This window comes from Rhizobium sp. M10 (genome assembly GCF_002531955.1).
Lineage (GTDB): Bacteria > Pseudomonadota > Alphaproteobacteria > Rhizobiales > Rhizobiaceae > Rhizobium > Rhizobium etli_C.
Genome location: NZ_NWTA01000017.1, coordinates 50459 through 67678 on the forward strand (window position 1 = coordinate 50459; position 17220 = coordinate 67678).

Annotated in this window: 13 protein-coding genes; 4 read left to right on the top strand and 9 right to left on the bottom strand. The window is 57.9% G+C overall.

Annotated features, from left to right (window positions below):
• Positions 1 to 94: 94 nt before the first annotated feature.
• From CO671_RS22770 to CO671_RS22785, 4 genes are all read right to left on the bottom strand, one after another.
• Positions 95 to 871: an N-acyl homoserine lactonase family protein gene (locus CO671_RS22770; RefSeq protein WP_097607829.1), complete on the bottom strand. Its 777-nt coding sequence runs from the start codon at positions 869 to 871 to the stop codon at positions 95 to 97.
• 21 nt (positions 872 to 892) lie between these two features.
• The gene (locus tag CO671_RS22775) at positions 893 to 2017 is read right to left on the bottom strand and encodes a zinc-dependent alcohol dehydrogenase family protein (RefSeq protein WP_097607830.1); all 1125 of its coding nucleotides are present in this window, start codon (positions 2015 to 2017) and stop codon (positions 893 to 895) included.
• Positions 2018 to 2029: 12 nt separating this feature from the next.
• Positions 2030 to 2923 carry an MBL fold metallo-hydrolase gene (locus tag CO671_RS22780; protein ID WP_097607831.1) on the bottom strand — a complete coding sequence of 298 codons (894 nt, stop codon included), beginning with the start codon at positions 2921 to 2923 and terminating at the stop codon, positions 2030 to 2032.
• Between the two features lie 84 nt (positions 2924 to 3007).
• Positions 3008 to 5524 carry a HAMP domain-containing methyl-accepting chemotaxis protein gene (locus CO671_RS22785; protein WP_097607832.1) on the bottom strand — a complete coding sequence of 839 codons (2517 nt, stop codon included), beginning with the start codon at positions 5522 to 5524 and terminating at the stop codon, positions 3008 to 3010.
• 463 nt (positions 5525 to 5987) lie between these two features.
• Here CO671_RS22785 and CO671_RS22790 point away from each other — a divergent pair, with 463 nt between their 5' ends.
• On the top strand, positions 5988 to 8432 hold the full coding sequence (locus CO671_RS22790) for a glycoside hydrolase family 3 C-terminal domain-containing protein (protein ID WP_097607898.1): 2445 nt from the start codon (positions 5988 to 5990) through the stop codon (positions 8430 to 8432).
• On the opposite strand, the gene CO671_RS33425 is transcribed toward CO671_RS22790, so the two are convergent.
• Positions 8429 to 8782, bottom strand: a complete 354-nt coding sequence (locus tag CO671_RS33425) for a hypothetical protein (RefSeq protein ID WP_132077731.1) — start codon at positions 8780 to 8782, stop codon at positions 8429 to 8431. The genes CO671_RS22790 and CO671_RS33425 overlap by 4 nt on opposite strands.
• A 254-nt stretch (positions 8783 to 9036) precedes the next feature.
• Between CO671_RS33425 and CO671_RS22795 the strand changes: the two genes are divergently transcribed.
• Positions 9037 to 9294, top strand: a complete 258-nt coding sequence (locus CO671_RS22795; protein ID WP_041678048.1) for a hypothetical protein — start codon at positions 9037 to 9039, stop codon at positions 9292 to 9294.
• A 177-nt stretch (positions 9295 to 9471) separates the two neighbouring features.
• Here the strand turns inward: CO671_RS22795 and CO671_RS22800 are convergent, their stop codons facing one another.
• The 3 genes from CO671_RS22800 to CO671_RS22815 form a co-directional block, all read right to left on the bottom strand.
• The gene (locus tag CO671_RS22800) at positions 9472 to 10470 is read right to left on the bottom strand and encodes an MBL fold metallo-hydrolase (RefSeq protein WP_097607833.1); all 999 of its coding nucleotides are present in this window, start codon (positions 10468 to 10470) and stop codon (positions 9472 to 9474) included.
• 610 nt (positions 10471 to 11080) lie between these two features.
• Positions 11081 to 12946, bottom strand: coding sequence for a TRAP transporter large permease subunit (locus CO671_RS22810; protein WP_004130056.1), 1866 nt, complete (start codon positions 12944 to 12946; stop codon positions 11081 to 11083).
• 9 nt (positions 12947 to 12955) lie between these two features.
• Complete coding sequence (locus CO671_RS22815; protein ID WP_097527168.1) at positions 12956 to 13972, bottom strand: TRAP transporter substrate-binding protein; 1017 nt, start codon at positions 13970 to 13972, stop codon at positions 12956 to 12958.
• A 394-nt stretch (positions 13973 to 14366) separates the two neighbouring features.
• Between CO671_RS22815 and CO671_RS22820 the strand changes: the two genes are divergently transcribed.
• Entirely contained in the window at positions 14367 to 15335 is a 969-nt protein-coding gene (locus CO671_RS22820) for an NAD(P)-dependent oxidoreductase (RefSeq protein ID WP_097527234.1), read from the top strand.
• Positions 15332 to 16180 carry an alpha/beta fold hydrolase gene (locus CO671_RS22825; RefSeq protein ID WP_004130049.1) on the top strand — a complete coding sequence of 283 codons (849 nt, stop codon included), beginning with the start codon at positions 15332 to 15334 and terminating at the stop codon, positions 16178 to 16180. Before CO671_RS22820 ends, CO671_RS22825 begins: the two co-directional genes overlap by 4 nt.
• 71 nt (positions 16181 to 16251) lie before the next feature.
• Here CO671_RS22825 and CO671_RS22830 read toward each other — a convergent pair whose 3' ends face one another.
• Positions 16252 to 17181 (bottom strand): LysR substrate-binding domain-containing protein, encoded by a 930-nt coding sequence (locus CO671_RS22830; protein ID WP_004130046.1) that lies wholly within the window; start codon positions 17179 to 17181, stop codon positions 16252 to 16254.
• Positions 17182 to 17220: the final 39 nt, after the last annotated feature.

Sequence of the window (17220 nt, forward strand, 5' to 3'; positions counted from 1 at the left end):
TATGGTGGGTTATCCCGATGAGACAACCCGATTGTCTGACGAAAGCGAAGAACACCCTAGCCTGGCCTCTTACCGGACATTCCATGCGTCCCCATTACCGTAGAACCTTTGCAAATGCGAGATCCGGTGACAGCGATGGGAAACTCGTCAGGACTGCGGGATCGTGGCCTGGAACGAGTACTCCGGACGGTCCCGAAAGCTCACGGAGAGTTCGGTATCCCTCCAGTACATCGGCGTAATCGGCGAAAAGCGGAAAGACGTCGTCATGCTCCAGATAGCGTTGAAAATGGAGTGCGTCCGATGCGATAACGACGACGTCATTGCCATCGTCCAGCCTCACGACCTGAAGGCCCCTAGAATGACCGCCGACGAGATGGATAGTGAGCCCCTCCATAATCTCGCCGTTCCCGTCGTGGAAGCACACCCTGCCGGAAAACGTCAGGCGGACCGCATCGACTACGGCGTCCACTGCAAAGGGACGCCGAAGACGATCATGGCACATGCATCGTCCTGTACCGTAGGCCATCTCCCGATCCTGCAAGTGGAACCGGGCTTCGGGGAAGTCCGCAAGGTTTCCCGCGTGATCATAGTGAAGATGCGTGATGACGACGTCGGTAATGGACGATGCGGAAATCCCGAGCTGGCGAAGCGCCTCGACCGGATGGATCAACATGGTCCTCCCGCGCCTTTCAGCCTCCTGCGGGCTAAACCCGGTGTCAACCAGGATCAGACGTTCACCATGGCGGATCAACCAAACGAAATACTCGATCCTGCCCGGGGCGTCGTGGGGATCTCCTGCTTCCAGGCCGAGTTCGCCAACGGGCCGAACCGCAGTGCCGTAATGTATCGCCAGGACTTTCCAGTCGGTCAAATTCTCGCTCCTTCCGCAGGCTCAAGGAACCAGCAGATGCCGGATCACCTCGCCACGGTCTAACCGGTCGAAGGCCTCGTTGATTTCCTCAAGCGGGCCAGTGCTGGACAACAGTCTCTCCACGGGCAACCTACCCTTGAGGAACAGGTCGATATAGCGGGGAACATCGCGCGAAGGTACGCAGGACCCCATGTAGCTGCCTTTGATGACGCGTTCTTCCCCGACAAGAGGAAGCGGCGAGATCTCGAATTTGGTGTTCACGTTCGCCAGACCCGCTGTGGCCGTCGTGCCGCCGCGCCGCGTAATGCCATACGCGGTTTCGAACGCTTTGCTCGACCCTGCCATCTCGATGGCGTAGTCCACTCCCCCGCGGGTCGCTTCCTTGACCTCGCCGATGACATCAGGCGTGGTTGCCAGGAAGGTACGCGTCGCGCCCAGCGCCTTAGCCAACTCAAGCTTCTCCGGCATCAAATCGATGGCGACGATCTCGCTTGCCCCGCTAGCCACCGCTCCGAGGACGGCCGACAACCCCACGCCTCCCAGGCCGATGACGGCGACCGACTGCCCCGGCTTCACGCCACATGTATTTACGACGGCACCGACGCCTGTCATCACGGCGCATCCGAACAAGGCCGCCATGGTGACGTCCACGTCTTTGGTGATCTTGACGACCGAGTGCGCCGACACGACCGCGTATTCCGAAAACGCCGATACGCCGCTGTGATGGTTGATATCGTAGCCCCGAAGACGGATATGCTTGCTGCCGTTCAACAATGTCCCGGCGGCGTTTGCGCGATAGCCCGGCTCACAGAGGCTTGCGCGTCCTCCCGCGCAGTAATCGCAGTGTCCGCAGATGGGCAGGAACGACATCACGACGTGATCGCCAACCTTCACTGTATCCACACCGGGTCCGATTTCTTCGACAATGCCGGACGCTTCATGCCCCAACGCGACAGGCAATGGACGGGGGCGGTCGCCATTTATCGCCGACAGGTCGGAGTGGCACACACCAGCGGCCTTGATTTTGACCAGGACCTCAAGATTGCCCGGAGGCCCCAGGTCGACGGTCTCGACACTGAGAGGCCGCGAACTTGCATACGGCTTGGGAAGCCCTGACTCTCGGAGAATGACTGATTTCATCTGCATTGTCGCGTATTCCTATCTCGAGAGCATCTGCATGGCGGCGGGTACGTAGCGGAAGCCTTCCCCCTCCCGGGCGACGTTGCCGAGCCCGGGCCACGCAAAGTGATAGGACATCACTGGTATGCGGTCTGTCGCGAGCATATCCAGCACCCGTGTGCGCGACCGCGCCGAGAGCTTGGGATCGGTGTCGTACTTGAACTCCATCCACGGGCGTTCCATCAGCAGGATATGATGATGGGTCAGATCGCCGAGGAAGCAGAGCCGATCGTTGCCCGACTGCATGAGGAAGCAGAAGTGGCCCAAGGTGTGGCCTGGAGCGTGCACTGCCTGCACGCCCGGCAGAAACTCCTGACCGTCCACGAAATGCGTTATCCGATCACGGTGTGGAAGAAGGTTCCTCCGGGCATTTTCCACCTGGGCCTTGAAAGCGTCATCAAGCTTGCCTCCGTCGGTCCAGTCATCGAAGTCGCTTTCGCTTATGAAGATCTCCGCGTTGGGAAAATTAAGCTTGCCGTCCTGATCGCAAAGTCCGCCGGTGTGGTCGATGTGTGCGTGGGACAACACCACGGCATCGACTTCCAAAGTGTCGATCCCTGCCTCCTGCATGCTCTTCAGCAGGCGACCGGTCGTCGGCCCGAAAATCTTCGACGTCCCCATCCCGGTGTCGAACAGGATGGTCTTTCCGTTGATTTTGACCAGCGGGATGTTCTGCTCGAGGGTCACCGACGAACTGGACAGGAAGTTCCTGTCGAGCATTTCCGTCACCGTGGCTGCGTCGACCCCGAGGAAATTCTCCCGTGGGTCGCCCAATTCCAACGGTCCGTCCGAAAGTACCGTTATTTCGCCGCTTCCGAACTTGAACGGATAGAAATAGGGCAACTTAGTCTGATGCGCTTGGTCATTGAGCACGCCGCTTATCCTCCCAGATTGGCTGCACCATTTGACAGATTGTATGAAAATCTGTCAACACAATAGTGGTGATTGTCTACGAAGTCAGGAAACGATCGAAAGCACGTGACCCCTTGGCCTGCCGATGTTGAACTGTTCGATCTGCTGCATCAGCCGCTGGGTCTCTTTTGTGAGTTCCTGGGTGGCGGCGTGGGCTTGCTCGGCGATGGCAGCGTTTCGCTGGGTGCTGTCATCGATCTCGCCAACGGCCTGGTTCACTTCGATAAGCGAAGCCGCCTGGTCCCTGCTCGCCGCAGCGATAAGCTCAACCCTTTCGGAAATTCCGGCAACATTCGACGATATCGCAAACAGCACCTTGCCCGCCTCGTTCACCAATCGCGATCCCGAGGCGACTTCCTCGCTTGATCTTGCTATGAGTTCCTTGATTTCCTGGGCGGCTAGAGCCGACCGCTGGGCAAGTTCCCTGACTTCCTGGGCCACGACAGCGAAGCCCTGCCCCGCTTCTCCAGCTCTCGCGGCCTCGACACCGGCATTGAGTGCCAGGAGATTGGTCTGGAAGGCAATCTCGTCGATGACGCCGATGATTTGCGAAATGCGCCCGGAAGCCGCTTCTATTCGTCCCATAGCGTCAACCGCGTTCGTGACCACTGAAGCAGACGCATCCGCGGCCTGCTTGGTTTCTTTTACCAGCTGGGCTGCGGCTTGTGCCTGCTCTGTCGAGGAACGCACCGTCGCGGTGAGTTGATGAACAGCGGCCGCGGTCTCCTCCAACGACGCGGCTTGACGCTCGCTGCGGCGGGAGAGATCATCGGCGCCACTGCTGAGGTTGTCTGCATTTTGCCGAATGAGCACGATGTTGCCGCGAAGTTCCGACATCGTCGCCTGCAAACGCAGCAACGAATTGTTGAAGTCCCGTCGCAATTGTTCCAGCCGCCCGGAGAACGGTTGATCGATCGTGCTCGAAACATCACCGTTGGATAACCTCTCCAGCCCAGCGGCAAGACTGTCGACGGCGTCGCCGATCTGTTTGTCGATCTCGGCTTTCTCCGCCTCGTTGTGCCGACGTTCAGCTTCGGAAGCCGATCGTTGACGATCCGCGTCGTTCTCGATCTCGATCTTCCTCGCGGCATTCTTCCTGAAGACACAGAGCGCCCGGGCCATTTCTCCGAGCTCATCAGCGCGCTCAGAACCGCCGATCTCAATGTCAAGGTCCCCTTCCGCCAAACGCCGCATGTCGTCGGTCAACTGGACGACAGGTTTTTTGAAAGTCGCAATCATCCCGAAGCCAGCGAGAAGTGCGACGAGGACGCCAGCAAATGTCGTGATGAGGCCAATGCCATTCGCGTAAGCCGTCTCTTCAATGGCTCTTGCGCGCTGGGCGTCGGCAAACGTCGTGAGGTGGCCCCATATGGTGTTCAACTGGTCTGTCGTTTGCCTATATTGCGCACGCCTCACTTCCGAGATCTCGACGAGCTTCGCACTGTCCTGCGTCATACCCTCTACCGCCGGCGGCACCGTATTCTGGACTGCCTTGAAAAGGTCGAGGTCGGAAGCGGCACTCCAGATGTCCAATATCTCCTTCTTCGTTCTGTCAAAGTTCTGGACGAGCTGCGCACGGTTTTGTTCGGTAGGGTCGGCTATGAAGCGCGCAAGGTTTATCCTGATGAGATAGCTGGAGTCCGAAAGTCTTCGGCTGCCGTCCAAGGCGCTGCTGATCTTCGCCAAATGTTGGTCGAGACCTGCGAACTCGACGATTGCTTTCTTTGTTTGCTGGTTCGCTACCGCGTTAATCGCGACGGAGATTTCCTTGAACGCGGACATTGCGGTGTCGAGGCCTACGGTGTTGTCCGATGAAGCGCCCTGCGACAGAAGTTGTGTTACGCTTTTCACCGCGCCATCGACCGAGCTCGACAGTTTTGTGGCGTCCGATGGCAAGGAAGCCCGCAGATTTCGGGCGCTCCGACGCAACTCGCCCACTTTGCCGCCCAAATATTTGAGTTTCAGCTCGGTCGTTCCGGCGGATTGGTAGCCCGCGGCAAGATCAAGGAAGAAGGTTGCATAGCCTGTCACCCTGTCGGCATCGCGCAACATCGATTTGGCGATGCCCTCGGACTGCTCGCCGGACTTCCTTAACTCGTCTGCTAGCCTGAGCATTTCATTCTGCGACCAAACCAGCGATTCAGAATGATTGGCGATCGAGCTTATCAGTTTCTCTTCGCTTTCATGGATGCTCCAGAGGGAACCAAAATTGTTCACCACGTCCAGCATAATCGCGTTTGCCGACTGGAGGCCTTCGCTTTCCGCCGTAGCTCCGGCATTCGTCACCAAAGCCTGCAGATGCGATTGCTGCGCGAGCAGGTCAGCCTTCACGCGATCGCGCCTTTCTTCCGACGCCTCGTCGAGAAACTCTCTCATCGAGGCGGAGACGTCACGGAAACCCGAGAGCACCTGCATCACCTGGCTTGAGGTTTCCAGGCGGCTTTGTAGGAGACCCGCGGCGTAGTGCCCCAAAAACCCCACCGCGCAAATACTGATTATGAAAGGCAGTACGAAAATGATTACTTTTGTCTGTAGCCGGAAACGGGACAACAGCCTGTCCATTGTGGTCCATCCTTGTCCATAGGCGGTGAAGAAGCTTCATCAATCGGGATCCGCTTCCGATGGAAGCATCGAATCATCAATGACGACACGAGGCTGCGCGACTGAAGATTGTCTGTCAACAGATTGTCTGATAAAGCATGTTCAGGTTTATCAAATTGCCTCGCGAACTTGCGGAGGAATAACTCCAGAACCGGCGCTGCCGCAGCCGGCACAACTTTCACCGCTGACATCGATCAAACCGCGATGTCTTTGTTTTCAGTGGAAAGCGGTGACGGCATCTCGGCCATGTGAAGGCTGCGAACATGTCGTCGTCGTGGTGACGGCGCCTTGGTGAACAAACGGGCCTTCCTTCTCATGGATGGACGGCTCCACGGATGACGCCGACCTCACCAGCTTTCCCAATATGCATATCGAGATGCCCGATCTGGGAACGGTAAGTGTTGAGATTGAGGAAGCAGAGAAGATGACTGATACGAGAGCATTGCTCGATAATATGACCTTGGCCGAGCAGGTCTCGCTACTTTCCGGCGATACGTTCTGGTCTTTACCGCCCATCGACCGCCTAGGGATAGGGAGATTGCGCTTGACGGACGGCCCCAACGGCGCCCGCGGGGCCGGGTCTTTTGTCGGGGGTGTGACTGCAGCGGCTTTCCCGGTAGGCATTGCCATCGGAGCGAGTTGGAACCCGGACCTAGCCAGGGAAATCGGCAGTGCGCTAGGTGACGAGGTTCTTTCCAAAGGGGCCCATGTCTCGTTGGCGCCGACCGTTAACATCCAGCGCAGCGTCACAAACGGCCGCAACTTTGAGTGTTTCTCTGAGGATCCGATACTGACGGCGGAACTTGCCGTCGGCTATATCGAAGGTCTGCAGTCCAAGAAAGTGGGTGCCACGATAAAACATTTCGCCGGCAACGAGTCCGAGATCGAACGTACAACCATCTCTTCAGATATCGACGAACGCACTCTGCGCGAAGTCTACCTAATACCCTTTGAGGCTGCGGTGAAGCGGGCAAAGGTCTGGGCCGTGATGTCTTCATATAACAAACTAAACGGTACTTACACGGCGGAAAGCCATTGGCTGTTGAACGAGGTACTGCGCGGTGACTGGGGTTTTAACGGCGTGGTGATGTCGGACTGGTTCGGCTCGCGTTCGACCGCACCCACCGTGAATGCTGGGCTGGATCTGGAGATGCCGGGCCCGACCCGCGACCGCGGCTCCAAGCTTCTGGCGGCGATCGACGCGGGCGAGGTAAGTGTCGAGACCGTCCGCGCCTGTGTGCACAATATCCTGACCCTGATGGAACGCACCGGCGCAATCAACGATCATCGCGAGTTTAAGGAGTACGCCATTAATCGGCCGGAACATAGGGCACTCATCAGGCGCGCGGGAGCGGAAAGCGCAGTTCTGCTACAGAATGACGGCATCCTGCCATTGGCTCAGCAAGGTACGGTCGCCATCATTGGACCCAATGCCAAGATCGCGCAGGTTATGGGAGGCGGCTCGGCGCAGTTGAACCCCCACTATGTCGTCAGTCCGTGGCAGGGGCTGGCGGACGCCCTGGGTGAGGAGAACGTGTGCTACGCTCAGGGTTGCAGCAATTATCGGTTTCAGCCGCTGATCGAAAACCCGACAACCTTCGAATTTTTCCAAGAAAGGGAGCTTGCTGGCGAGCCCGTGATGGTTATCGAGGAACCGTCGAGCCTCGGTGTATGGTTGCCCCCCGTGGCCGGGGGCCTAGTCGATCCGCATCGCTTTTCCGCCCGAATGCGCACCGTCTTCACAGCCTTAGAAGCCGGCGTCTATCGCGTCGGCCTGACCTCGGCCGGGCTTGGTCGGGTCTATGTGGACGGCAGGCTTGTGGTGGACGCCTGGGCTTCCTGGACACGTGGTACCACATTCTTTGAAGAAGGCTGCGAGGAGGTCGTGGGTGAAATCACGCTCGAAGCCGGCCGTAAATACGAGGTCGTCGCCGAGTACGCCCGGCACGATCACGTCAACCTCTATATCGCCGCAATTCGGGTAGGAATAGGCAGGTTTTCGGCCGAAGCGGAGATTGCCGAGGCAGCAGCCGTCGCCGCGAAGGCTGATCATGCGGTAGTCTTCGTGGGCAGAACGGGCGACTGGGATACCGAGGGCTCCGATCTCCGCGGCATTGCACTTCCCGGTCTGCAGGACCAGCTTGTTGAGGCGGTAATTGCGGCCAATCCGAACACGATTGTCGTCCTACAAACCGGTGGACCGGTGGAAATGCCTTGGCTTTCCGGTGCTCGTGCAGTACTGCAATGCTGGTATCCCGGCCAGGAAGCTGGCAACGCGATCGCCGATGTGCTCCTCGGCAAGGCCGAGCCCTCGGGCCGACTGGCACAGACCTTCCCCGTGCGCTGGGCTGACAATCCCACACATACCGAGGATGACGCGGTCTATCCAGGCAAGAATGGCCATGTGCGATATGACGAAGGTGTGTTCGTTGGATATCGGCACTACGATCGCCAGGACGTTAAGCCACTGTTCCCCTTCGGTCATGGTCTCGGTTATTCAAGCTTTGCGATGTCAGACCTGACGGTAGGGCTGCCGGATCCTGCCGGCGCGGTGACAGTGACACTGGGATTGACCAACGTCAGCGAGCGGCCAGGTTCGGCAGTGGTGCAAATCTATGTCGGCGATGTTGAAGCATCTGTACCCAGACCGGTTAAAGAATTGAAAGCCTTCTCGAAAATCGCCCTGGAACCCGGTGAGAAACGAAGGCTCAGTTTCATTCTTGACGCCCGAACATTTGCCTTCTTCGACACGACCGAGCGGTGCTGGCGGATAGAGACGGGGGAATTTGCAGTTATGGTTGGGTTCTCGGCCACCGACATCCGTTTGAGTGGAACTGTCACGCAAAAGGGCGCTGTCTTAGCGCTCTAATCGTGCAGAGAAGCAAAGACTACGTTGGCGGTGGTTGAGTCCCAAAAGAGAGCGCAGTGGCGGTGAAGTTCGGTGAATGAGTGAAAGAATGGCTCAAAACGGGCGATATTGTCATCGACAGGAAGGATACCGACCTTCATAGGCGGCGAAGATGGCGTCGGAAGCGTTGGCGGACACGTTCGCGACAGCGTCGGTCCTATGCTTTTTTTGATGCCTTTCGCAGTCTCTCGAACTGAGCTCACGCTAGCCGCGAGATCGGAATCGTCAATCGTATCGAGGGCTGCCACATTCTCGTGCAGTTCGGCTCGACCGATCTCCTTCAGGACATATGTATCGAGCAGAAATTTCAAGCTTAGTCATCCAGCGCGCTAAGATCGGGAGCACCGATCGACCCGAGCGATATCGTATCCACCGGTGCAAAGATTGCGGGCAGCAAAGGTGGATCTCGATCGCCCAACCCTGATCATTTCTGGCAATGAGAAATCTTGTTTTCGGACGCGGAGCCACGGACAGACGCCGTCGCTCTGTGCGGAAACTTGAGCCCGCAGCCCTTTCCAGGTATCTATCGGTCGAGAGCGCAAAATTACAGGCACAGGATGCGGCGATGCTGAAAACCGACACCCGCCAAGCAAATTGGCGCCGTGCTAATCCAGCGAAATATGATGCTCATCTTGCTGTACAGCGAGCCGTAAAGGCAGGCGAGCTGGAAAAGCAAACATGTGAGGTCTGCGGGATTGAAACGGTCGACGCCCATCATGATCAATACGACGACCCTTTAAAGGTGCGCTGGTTATGCCGACGGCATCACACAAGGCTTCACCACTACGGCGAGGATATGTTTCCGATCAGGAATGGCCTTTAGGTGCGGTCCGCCGATCGCTCTTGATTTCAGTTGGCGTTCCCGCGTGACTTGATGTCTAGCAACGCGATGAAGGCGCACATTGCTTGTTGCGTAACTTCCGCCATGTGATGATTTCGTTCGACTGCCCTCCGGATAGGATTGACGCGAAGGCATTGCCCTCGCGCCCTTCTCTACCACTCAGTCCAACAGGCTAAGATGTAGTGGCTCAGGAAAATACTCGAAGCCCTCTCCCGCTATGCCAACGTGCCCGTAGCCCGGCCATGGGAAGTGGTAGGACATGAAGGGTATTCTATTGGAGGCCAGCATTTTCAGAATGCGCACACGCGATTGAGCCGACAGTTTGGGATCGGTATCGAACGCAAATTCCATCAAAGGCTTTTCGAACAGAAGCACAGGATGATGAGTGAGGTCGCCGCCATAGCACATTGTCTTTCCTGCTGACTCAATCATAAAGCAGCTATGGCCGAGTGTGTGTCCAGGAGCGCTAATGGCATGAATACCAGGAAGAAACTCTTGTTCGTCCTGGAAAAAAACCATGCGGTCCCGCACGGGTTTGAGGTTGTGGATCGCGGCTTTAACAAGACCGTTGAGATCGCCTCCAAGTTTTTTCTCGTCGGTCCAGAAATCGTAGTCGGTTTGGCTGATGTACACCTGGGCGTTTGGAAACGTTGGTTTCCCGTCGTCGCCCCAGATTCCGCCGACGTGGTCCCAATGAGCATGCGAACAGACGACAGCGTCAATATCTTCCAGCGCAATATTCGCGGCGGCCAAGCAAGACTTGAGACGGCCAGTCGTCGGGCCAAATTGCTTAAGCGATCCCATCCCCGTGTCGAACAAAATCAGCTTGCCACCGATGTTTACGACAGGTGCGTTCTGAGCGAGAACGACCTCATCCGTGGGCAGGAAGCTGTGGTTTAGCATGGATCTTATCTCGTCGGCCGGGACGCCGAGAAAGCTTTGTGTCGGGTCGCCGAGCGGAAGTGGGCCGTCTGATACGATGGTTACCTTGGCGTCCCCAATGGCAAATCGATAAAAGTCCGGAGCTTGTGCCCCGGAAACGGGGCTCGCCCTAGCGTGAGCCGCTATACTGTTCGCACCCAAAACGGCTCCACTCAAAGCAGCTCCCCCTGCCAATAGTAAGTTGCGGCGGTCGATCTCGAAACGTTCATTTCCCATTTCACTCCTCCCCATTTGTAAAATGCGTCTGCAGACCGCGCTTGTCTTGCGACGGATTTCGGCTTTGTCTGCATCGGAAAGGTATCAAGTGGCAGGTCTACGACAATTGAATTGCAAGTCCATTTCAATGAGCATCGCTCAACAAATGATCTCGCTCGGACCTGCGATTCATCAATCGAAACAACCGGTTTCGGGGTACCGCGTTGCTCCGGCCATCAGATCTCGTTGGCTTACGGTGAGTTCGAAAGAACTCTTGGCTCCCTGACTGCGGGACGCGGCTCGCATCCGAATATCGGCAAGATTATCGTGGATCGCCTTGGCTGCCTCTTTGTCATGTGAGTGGCCCTGCGTCAGGTCGCCAACGGTGTTCATTAAGCGGTAGGAGGATAGATGTTACCTCTTCCCTCGAAGCACCGCTCCTTGAGGAAGAAGCCACGGAAAACCGCGAGGACGTAACGATCTTCCGGTGGGCGCTACATTCCTTCCCGGGCATATTGCGGAGCCAGCAGCATGCTTCTGAAGCACGTTGCCAGCCCGGCATTCCGCCTTATCCGACATGGTTACGACTGTAGAATGGCCGACTTCTCTACCGGCCGCCTACGGTCGCACGTCATAGGAAGCCGATCGAGATCCAGGGCACCGCTGCGACGATCGCAAGCCCGAGAAGCAGGGCGATCATGTACCCCCACAGCGGCTTTATCCCTTCCACCGGGTTAACACGGCCGATTGCACAGGCGGCATAATAACCGACGCCGAACGGCGGCAGGAACAGGCCCACCCCCATGGCGAGAATGACCACGATCGAATAGTGCACGTCGTGGATCCCTAATCCCTTGGCGATCGGAAATACCAGAGGTGCGAACAGAACCACCGCGGGAATGCCTTCCAGCACGCTACCGAGCACAATGAACGCGACGATCGACACGATCATAAAGATCGGCGCTCCTCCGGGTAGACCTGCCATCGTCTGAACCAGCCCACGCGAAAAACCCGATTGCGTCAGGCACCAGGCCACAGCCGTTGCCGCCGCGATAATGAAAAGGATGGCTCCGGACAAGACCGCCGTTTCCACCAGCATCGGACCCACCCGCTTCCAGTCGAACCGGCGGTAAATGAGGAGGCCTGCCAGCAGCGAGTAGGCAATGCCGATTGTCGAGACTTCCGTGGCGGTAGCAACGCCTTCGACAACCGCTGTACGGATGATAAAAGGCAGGGCCAAAGCCGGAAGCGCAATCAGGAATGTGCGGAAGATCTCCCTGGCCGGCGGCTTGCGAAAACCCGACATGTCCTCGTTGCGATAGCGCCACCAGACGACAACGCAAAGCATCAAACCGCAGACGAACGCCGGCAAAAGACCGCCTATGAACAGGGCCGAAATCGATACGCTCGTAACCGATCCGATGGTGATCAATACGAGGCTCGGCGGGATCGTCTCCGTCTGCGCACCCGTAGCCGCAAGCAGGGCCACGAGATCACCGGGCTTTGATCCTCTCGCTTTCATCTCCGGGAACAGTGCCGGGGCGACAGCAGCCATGTCGGCGGTCTTCGAACCCGATATCCCAGACACCAGATACATTGCCGCGACGAGGACGTAACACAGGCCGCCTCTGACATGTCCGAGCAAGGACGCCAGGAAGTTCAGCATCGCTTTTGCCATGCCCGTAACCTCCATCAGCATACCCAGCAGCACGAACAGCGGGACCGCCAGCAGGAGAAGATGCGACATTCCCTCATCAAGCCGACCCGCGATCACGCTTATCGGACGGCTCGTACCCAGAGCCACATAACTGATGGCAGCGAGAGCGAACACGAACGCGATTGGTACGCCGCTCAGCACACCTAGTGCGATGAAGACTACGAAGAAAAGCACGAGGTTCCAGTTGCCCATCGCCATGATCAACGGTTTCGCCGCAATCGCCAACCCTATCAAGCATGCGGCTACAAGGACTCCGATCAGGAAATCGCTCAGCCTGATGCGCTGAAGGGCATTGGTCACGCCAAGGATAAGCATCAGGCCAAGTCCGATCGGAAGACCAAATGAACGCCATGCGACCGAAACCTCCATCGCGGGAGTGACGACCGGAACTTCATGAAGAGCGTAGACCGTGGCTTTGGGCAGAAGAAGCACGCAGACCGAAAGGCAAAAGACAAGTGCAGCCACCTCCAGTCTTGCCCTTACGACGGGCGGCATCGCGTCCGCGATAACGCCCATCCTCATGTGCTGTCCGCGGTGAAAAGCGAGGACCGCGCCCACGATCGAAAGCCAGAGGAACAACATGGAGGCGAGCTCGTCCGACCAGATGAGCGGCTCGCCCCATGCATAGCGGGCGAAGACGCCCGCCGACAGCACGAGTACCTCGACGACAACAAGTGCTGCGGCGATCAATTCAATCAGGCGCACCACGCCCGCTTCAGCTTTCGCCAGGACTGGCCACGCGCCGATCACCGGGGGGCTGACATTTTCAGAAGTAGCCATGTCAACGCCTCAGATCAATTTGCCCGAGGTAGACTCCAGCAACGCCCATGCTTCCTCGCCAAAACGCCCCTTCCAATCGGAGTAGAACGACGAAGCTTGCAGCGTCGCGCGGAACTTGGAAACATCGACGTCGATAAATTCAAGACCCTTGCTCGTCAGCTCTGCCTGGAGTTCGGAATTCAGCTTTTCGACATCAGCGCGTTGCACGAGAGCCGAGCGATTGATCTCGGTGACGACAATGTCACGCAAGTCCTCAGGCAGCATCTCGAAGTTGTCCCGATTGGCGAGAATCCAGAAGCCGTCCCACATATGGTTGGTCCGGGAGAGATACTTTTGAACCTCGTACATCTTGGCAAAGTAAATGCCAGCGAGCGGGTTTTCGAGACCGTCGGCGACGTGGGTCTGGAGTGCGGAATAAGTTTCGCCCCATGGAATCGACGTCGGCGCGGCGCCGAGAGACTTGAAAAGCGATGTCCAGAGCGGCGCAGGAGGGACGCGGATCTTGAAGCCCTTGAGGTCCTCGGGCGACTTGATCGGTTTCCCGATCGAGGTCGTCTGCCGAAAGCCGTTGTCCCACATCTTCTCGAAGGCGATCAGGTTGACCTTCTCAAAAGCCGTCCGGATGCTCCGGCCGAGCTCACCATCCACCGACTTCCACACCTGCGCGTAGTCGGGGTAGGCAAATCCTACACCGGTGATGGCCGCCGGCGGGACGAGTGTCGCTGCGATGAGGCCTGTCTGCGCAAGAAGGTCCAGGCCACCTGATCGAAGCTGGCTGAGCATATCAGCATCGGTGCCGAGCTGGCTCGCGGGGAACACTTGAATGCTCACGCGGCCGTCTGTCTGCTGGCTGATCTTGTCGGAAGCCTCGGTCATCCGCGTGTTGAGCGGATGATCAACCGGCATGATGTTGGCGAATTTAAACGAGAATTCAGGCGAACTCGCACGCATGATGCGCGGTGCCGCAAGCGCGGCGGTCATCGCCACGGAACTCATAATAAGGGTACGGCGATTCATTGTGATCATTGGTTCCTCCTCTAACCGTGTTGATCTATGTCGATGTTTTTAGGAGCCTCCAGCGCAGGCGCTCTCCTCGTAAGCGTCCTCAGTTTCTTGCAGGTTGCTTAGACCTTGGACTGATGTCGCTGAAGCCGGAAGCCTCCCACTGTGCGGCTGGACGTAAATTAGGCGCTTGCGCCAAACGTCCGCAAATGAATTGCCTCCGGCCAATGGTGAGTTGAACTCAGGCGAGTTCGGCGTGACCCGCGATGGAGACAAAGTTTTTCTGGGAGCACGCGCCAGGCAACATGAATCCAGGTCACATGTTTTTTGCGCAAACTCTTTTGATGTGGAGGAAGCCGCCATGCTAACCGCTTTGCATGCGAGCATGGCACTCCGGTGGGATGTGCCGGCCTATGACGTGCCAGTATCGCGGAGGAGACCGGAATTGCACCAAGCTTTAGAAACAAAGCCGAGCCCGGCACGAGGACCGGGAAAACCGACAATCGGTTTTATCGGTCTCGGCTCGATGGGATTGCCGATGGCGTCGCATCTCCTAAAAAGCGGCTTCAGGGTCAAGGGGTTTGACATCTCGGAGAATGCTCTAAGAAGCTTCGCTGACAGTGGCGGGACTGCCTATCCAGACGCTACAGAAGCGGCCAGCGAGACCGACGTCTTGATGTTGATGGTAGTCAACATCGACCAGGCGCACCAAGCCCTCTTCGAACGGGGCGCCCTGGCAAATTCAGCCAAGGCCAGCGTGGTCATCTTGATGTCAACATGCCCTCCCGGCGAGGTTGAACAGCTCGCCGAGGCCGTTATTGCTCGCGGTCACCGGTTTCTGGATGCGCCTGTTTCCGGCGGCGTCGCCGGAGCGCGCGACGCGTCGCTCTCCATCATGGTGGCTGGCGACAGGCAAACCTATGAGATGAGCCGCAATCTTTTCGACGTGCTCGGCTCCAAGATCTATTATCTCGGAGAGCGGCCTGGCCAGGCATCGGTTGCCAAAGCAGTCAACCAGTTGCTGTGCGGCGTACACTTGGCGGCAGCGGCTGAGGCGCTGTCGCTCGCCGAAAGGGCTGGCCTCGACACCTCAACGGTACTCGAGATCGTGTCCGGCTCGGCGGCCGCCAGCTGGATGCTCAACGATCGTGGCCAGCGGATGCTTCTGGAAGACCCTGAGGTAACGAGCGCGGTAGACATCTTTGTGAAAGATCTCGGTATCGTGCTTGCCGCTGGCTCCTCTGCCAGGGCCGCCCTGCCGCTCGCCTCCGTTGCGCATCAGTTCTTCCTTGCCGCGTCTGGGCAGGGGTCAGGCTCGGCAGATGACAGTCAGGTCATTCGTGCGTATCGGGGAATGACCGCGGGCCAGAAGGAGGCAAAGAAGTGAGTGCCGAGATCAAAAGCAATTACGCGCGACTGTCCGGCATCACCATGCACTACCTGACCGCAGGATCCGGTGAGCCGCTGGTTCTCCTTCACGGGGTACCGCAGAGTTCGCACGAATGGCGGCACGTGATCCCCTTCCTCGCGGACAAGTACGCGATCATCGCGCCGGACCTGCGGGGCCTCGGCGACACTTCCCGGCCCGCCGATGGGTACGACAAGAAAACGATTGCCGAGGACGTGTGGGAGCTTCTTTCTGAACATCTGAAGATCGATCGCTTCAATCTTGTGGGACACGACTGGGGCGGCCCGGTGGCGTTTGCCCTGGCCGCGCAGCACCGGGGGGCTGTTAGCAAGCTCGCGATCCTGGACGTTACCATTCCTGGCGATGGAGCGGACATGTCGCAAGGCGGCCGCCGTTGGCACCACCCTTTCTTCAGGACGCCGGATTTGCCGGAAGCGATGTTCGGCGGTCGCGAGCATATCTATCTGGAATGGTTGTTTGACAATTACGGCAGCCGGGCAAACGTGCTATCTCAGGAAGACAAGAATGAGTATTTCCGTACCTACCTGAAACCGGGTGGCCTGCGCACACTTCTCGCCTATTATCGGGGCTTTCCAACCGACGTCAAAGACAACGAGTTATTCCTCGAGAGGGATGGCAAGCTCGAAATGCCGGTCCTCGCCCTGGGCGGAGACAGTGGTTTTGGCCGCGGCATGGAGACGATGGAATCACTGCAGCGGGTGGCAAGTGACGTTCGAGGCGGATTGATCCCGGGCTCGGGTCACTGGGTTGCGGAAGAAGCTCCCGAATTCATAGCGAACGAACTCGGGAAATTCTTCGGCTAAACCACTGCCTGACGTCGGGGATGCGCGTCTGATCCACCAGTCGCGCATCACCGACCCTGATTGCGCATAACTCACCTCCCGCCGACGTCGATCTCACTCGCAGAAACCGCGTCGCCAGCCAGGGTCTCTTCGATCCAACGTTTGAACAGAGCGATCTTTGGCGTTCTTGCCCTGGACCGTAAGTACACGAGACTATGGCAATTGATGCTGGGGCCTTCCAGGCCAAACGGCGCAACGAGCCTCCCGCTTTTCAGATCTTGCCGGACGAGTATGAGGCTTTCCAGGCAAACGCCAAGTCCATCCGCGGCCGCATTGATGGACATGAAAGATCTATCGAAACGCAGCCCCCGATCCATGTTGAGCCTCACACCGTGGTCGTCGGCCCAATCCTGCCAGCGATAGAGGTTCACTTCGGAGTGGATGAGCGGAAATCTGGCGAGATCCTGCGGTGAGCGTATTCCGTTTGCGCCCTCGACCAACGATGGGGCGCACAGGACCACTATTGGCTCGGGCGGGAAGGGCTCGACGGCGATGCCAACCTCCACGGGCTGCGTTCCGTAGCGGATGTCTATATCGACGTTGCCGGTCCTGAGCTCGGCCGGGTCACCAGAAGCGTGCAGTCGAAGATCGATCTCCGGATAGCGGGCGCTAAACCGGGCGAGGCGAGGCATGAGCCACTGCGAAGCGAGACTGACAACCGAATGGATATTCAGAATGTCACTTTTGCCCTTCTTCGTGAAATTTCGCGTGGCGCTCTCGATCCTTCGAAAGGAGGCGCTGATCTCTTCAGCGTAAGCCCTTCCCGCGTCAGTCAGCATGATTGAACGCCCGGAGCGATGAAATAAAGCAATTCCGAGCTCCGAATCCAGCGCGGCCATTTGATGGCTCACGGCCGAGGGGCTGATGCTCAGTTCCTCGGCGGCTTTTCCAAAAGATCCAAGACGTGCGACAGCTTCCAACACCTGTAGCGATCGCAGCGAAGGAAACTCCAACGCGCTCATCACCCCTCCTCCCGTTTATGCGTGCCTCGCCACCGTTCC

Bases quoted from the DNA above. Each gene is read 5' to 3' on its own strand.
- CO671_RS22775 (WP_097607830.1), bottom strand. From the start codon at position 2,017: ATGCAGATGAAATCAGTCATTCTCCGAGAGTCAGGGCTTCCCAAGCCG.
- CO671_RS22785 (WP_097607832.1), bottom strand. From the start codon at position 5,524: ATGGACAGGCTGTTGTCCCGTTTCCGGCTACAGACAAAAGTAATCATT.
- CO671_RS22790 (WP_097607898.1), top strand. From the start codon at position 5,988: ATGACTGATACGAGAGCATTGCTCGATAATATGACCTTGGCCGAGCAG.
- CO671_RS22795 (WP_041678048.1), top strand. From the start codon at position 9,037: ATGCTGAAAACCGACACCCGCCAAGCAAATTGGCGCCGTGCTAATCCA.
- CO671_RS22800 (WP_097607833.1), bottom strand. From the start codon at position 10,470: ATGGGAAATGAACGTTTCGAGATCGACCGCCGCAACTTACTATTGGCA.
- CO671_RS22810 (WP_004130056.1), bottom strand. From the start codon at position 12,946: ATGGCTACTTCTGAAAATGTCAGCCCCCCGGTGATCGGCGCGTGGCCA.
- CO671_RS22815 (WP_097527168.1), bottom strand. From the start codon at position 13,972: ATGATCACAATGAATCGCCGTACCCTTATTATGAGTTCCGTGGCGATG.
- CO671_RS22830 (WP_004130046.1), bottom strand. From the start codon at position 17,181: ATGAGCGCGTTGGAGTTTCCTTCGCTGCGATCGCTACAGGTGTTGGAA.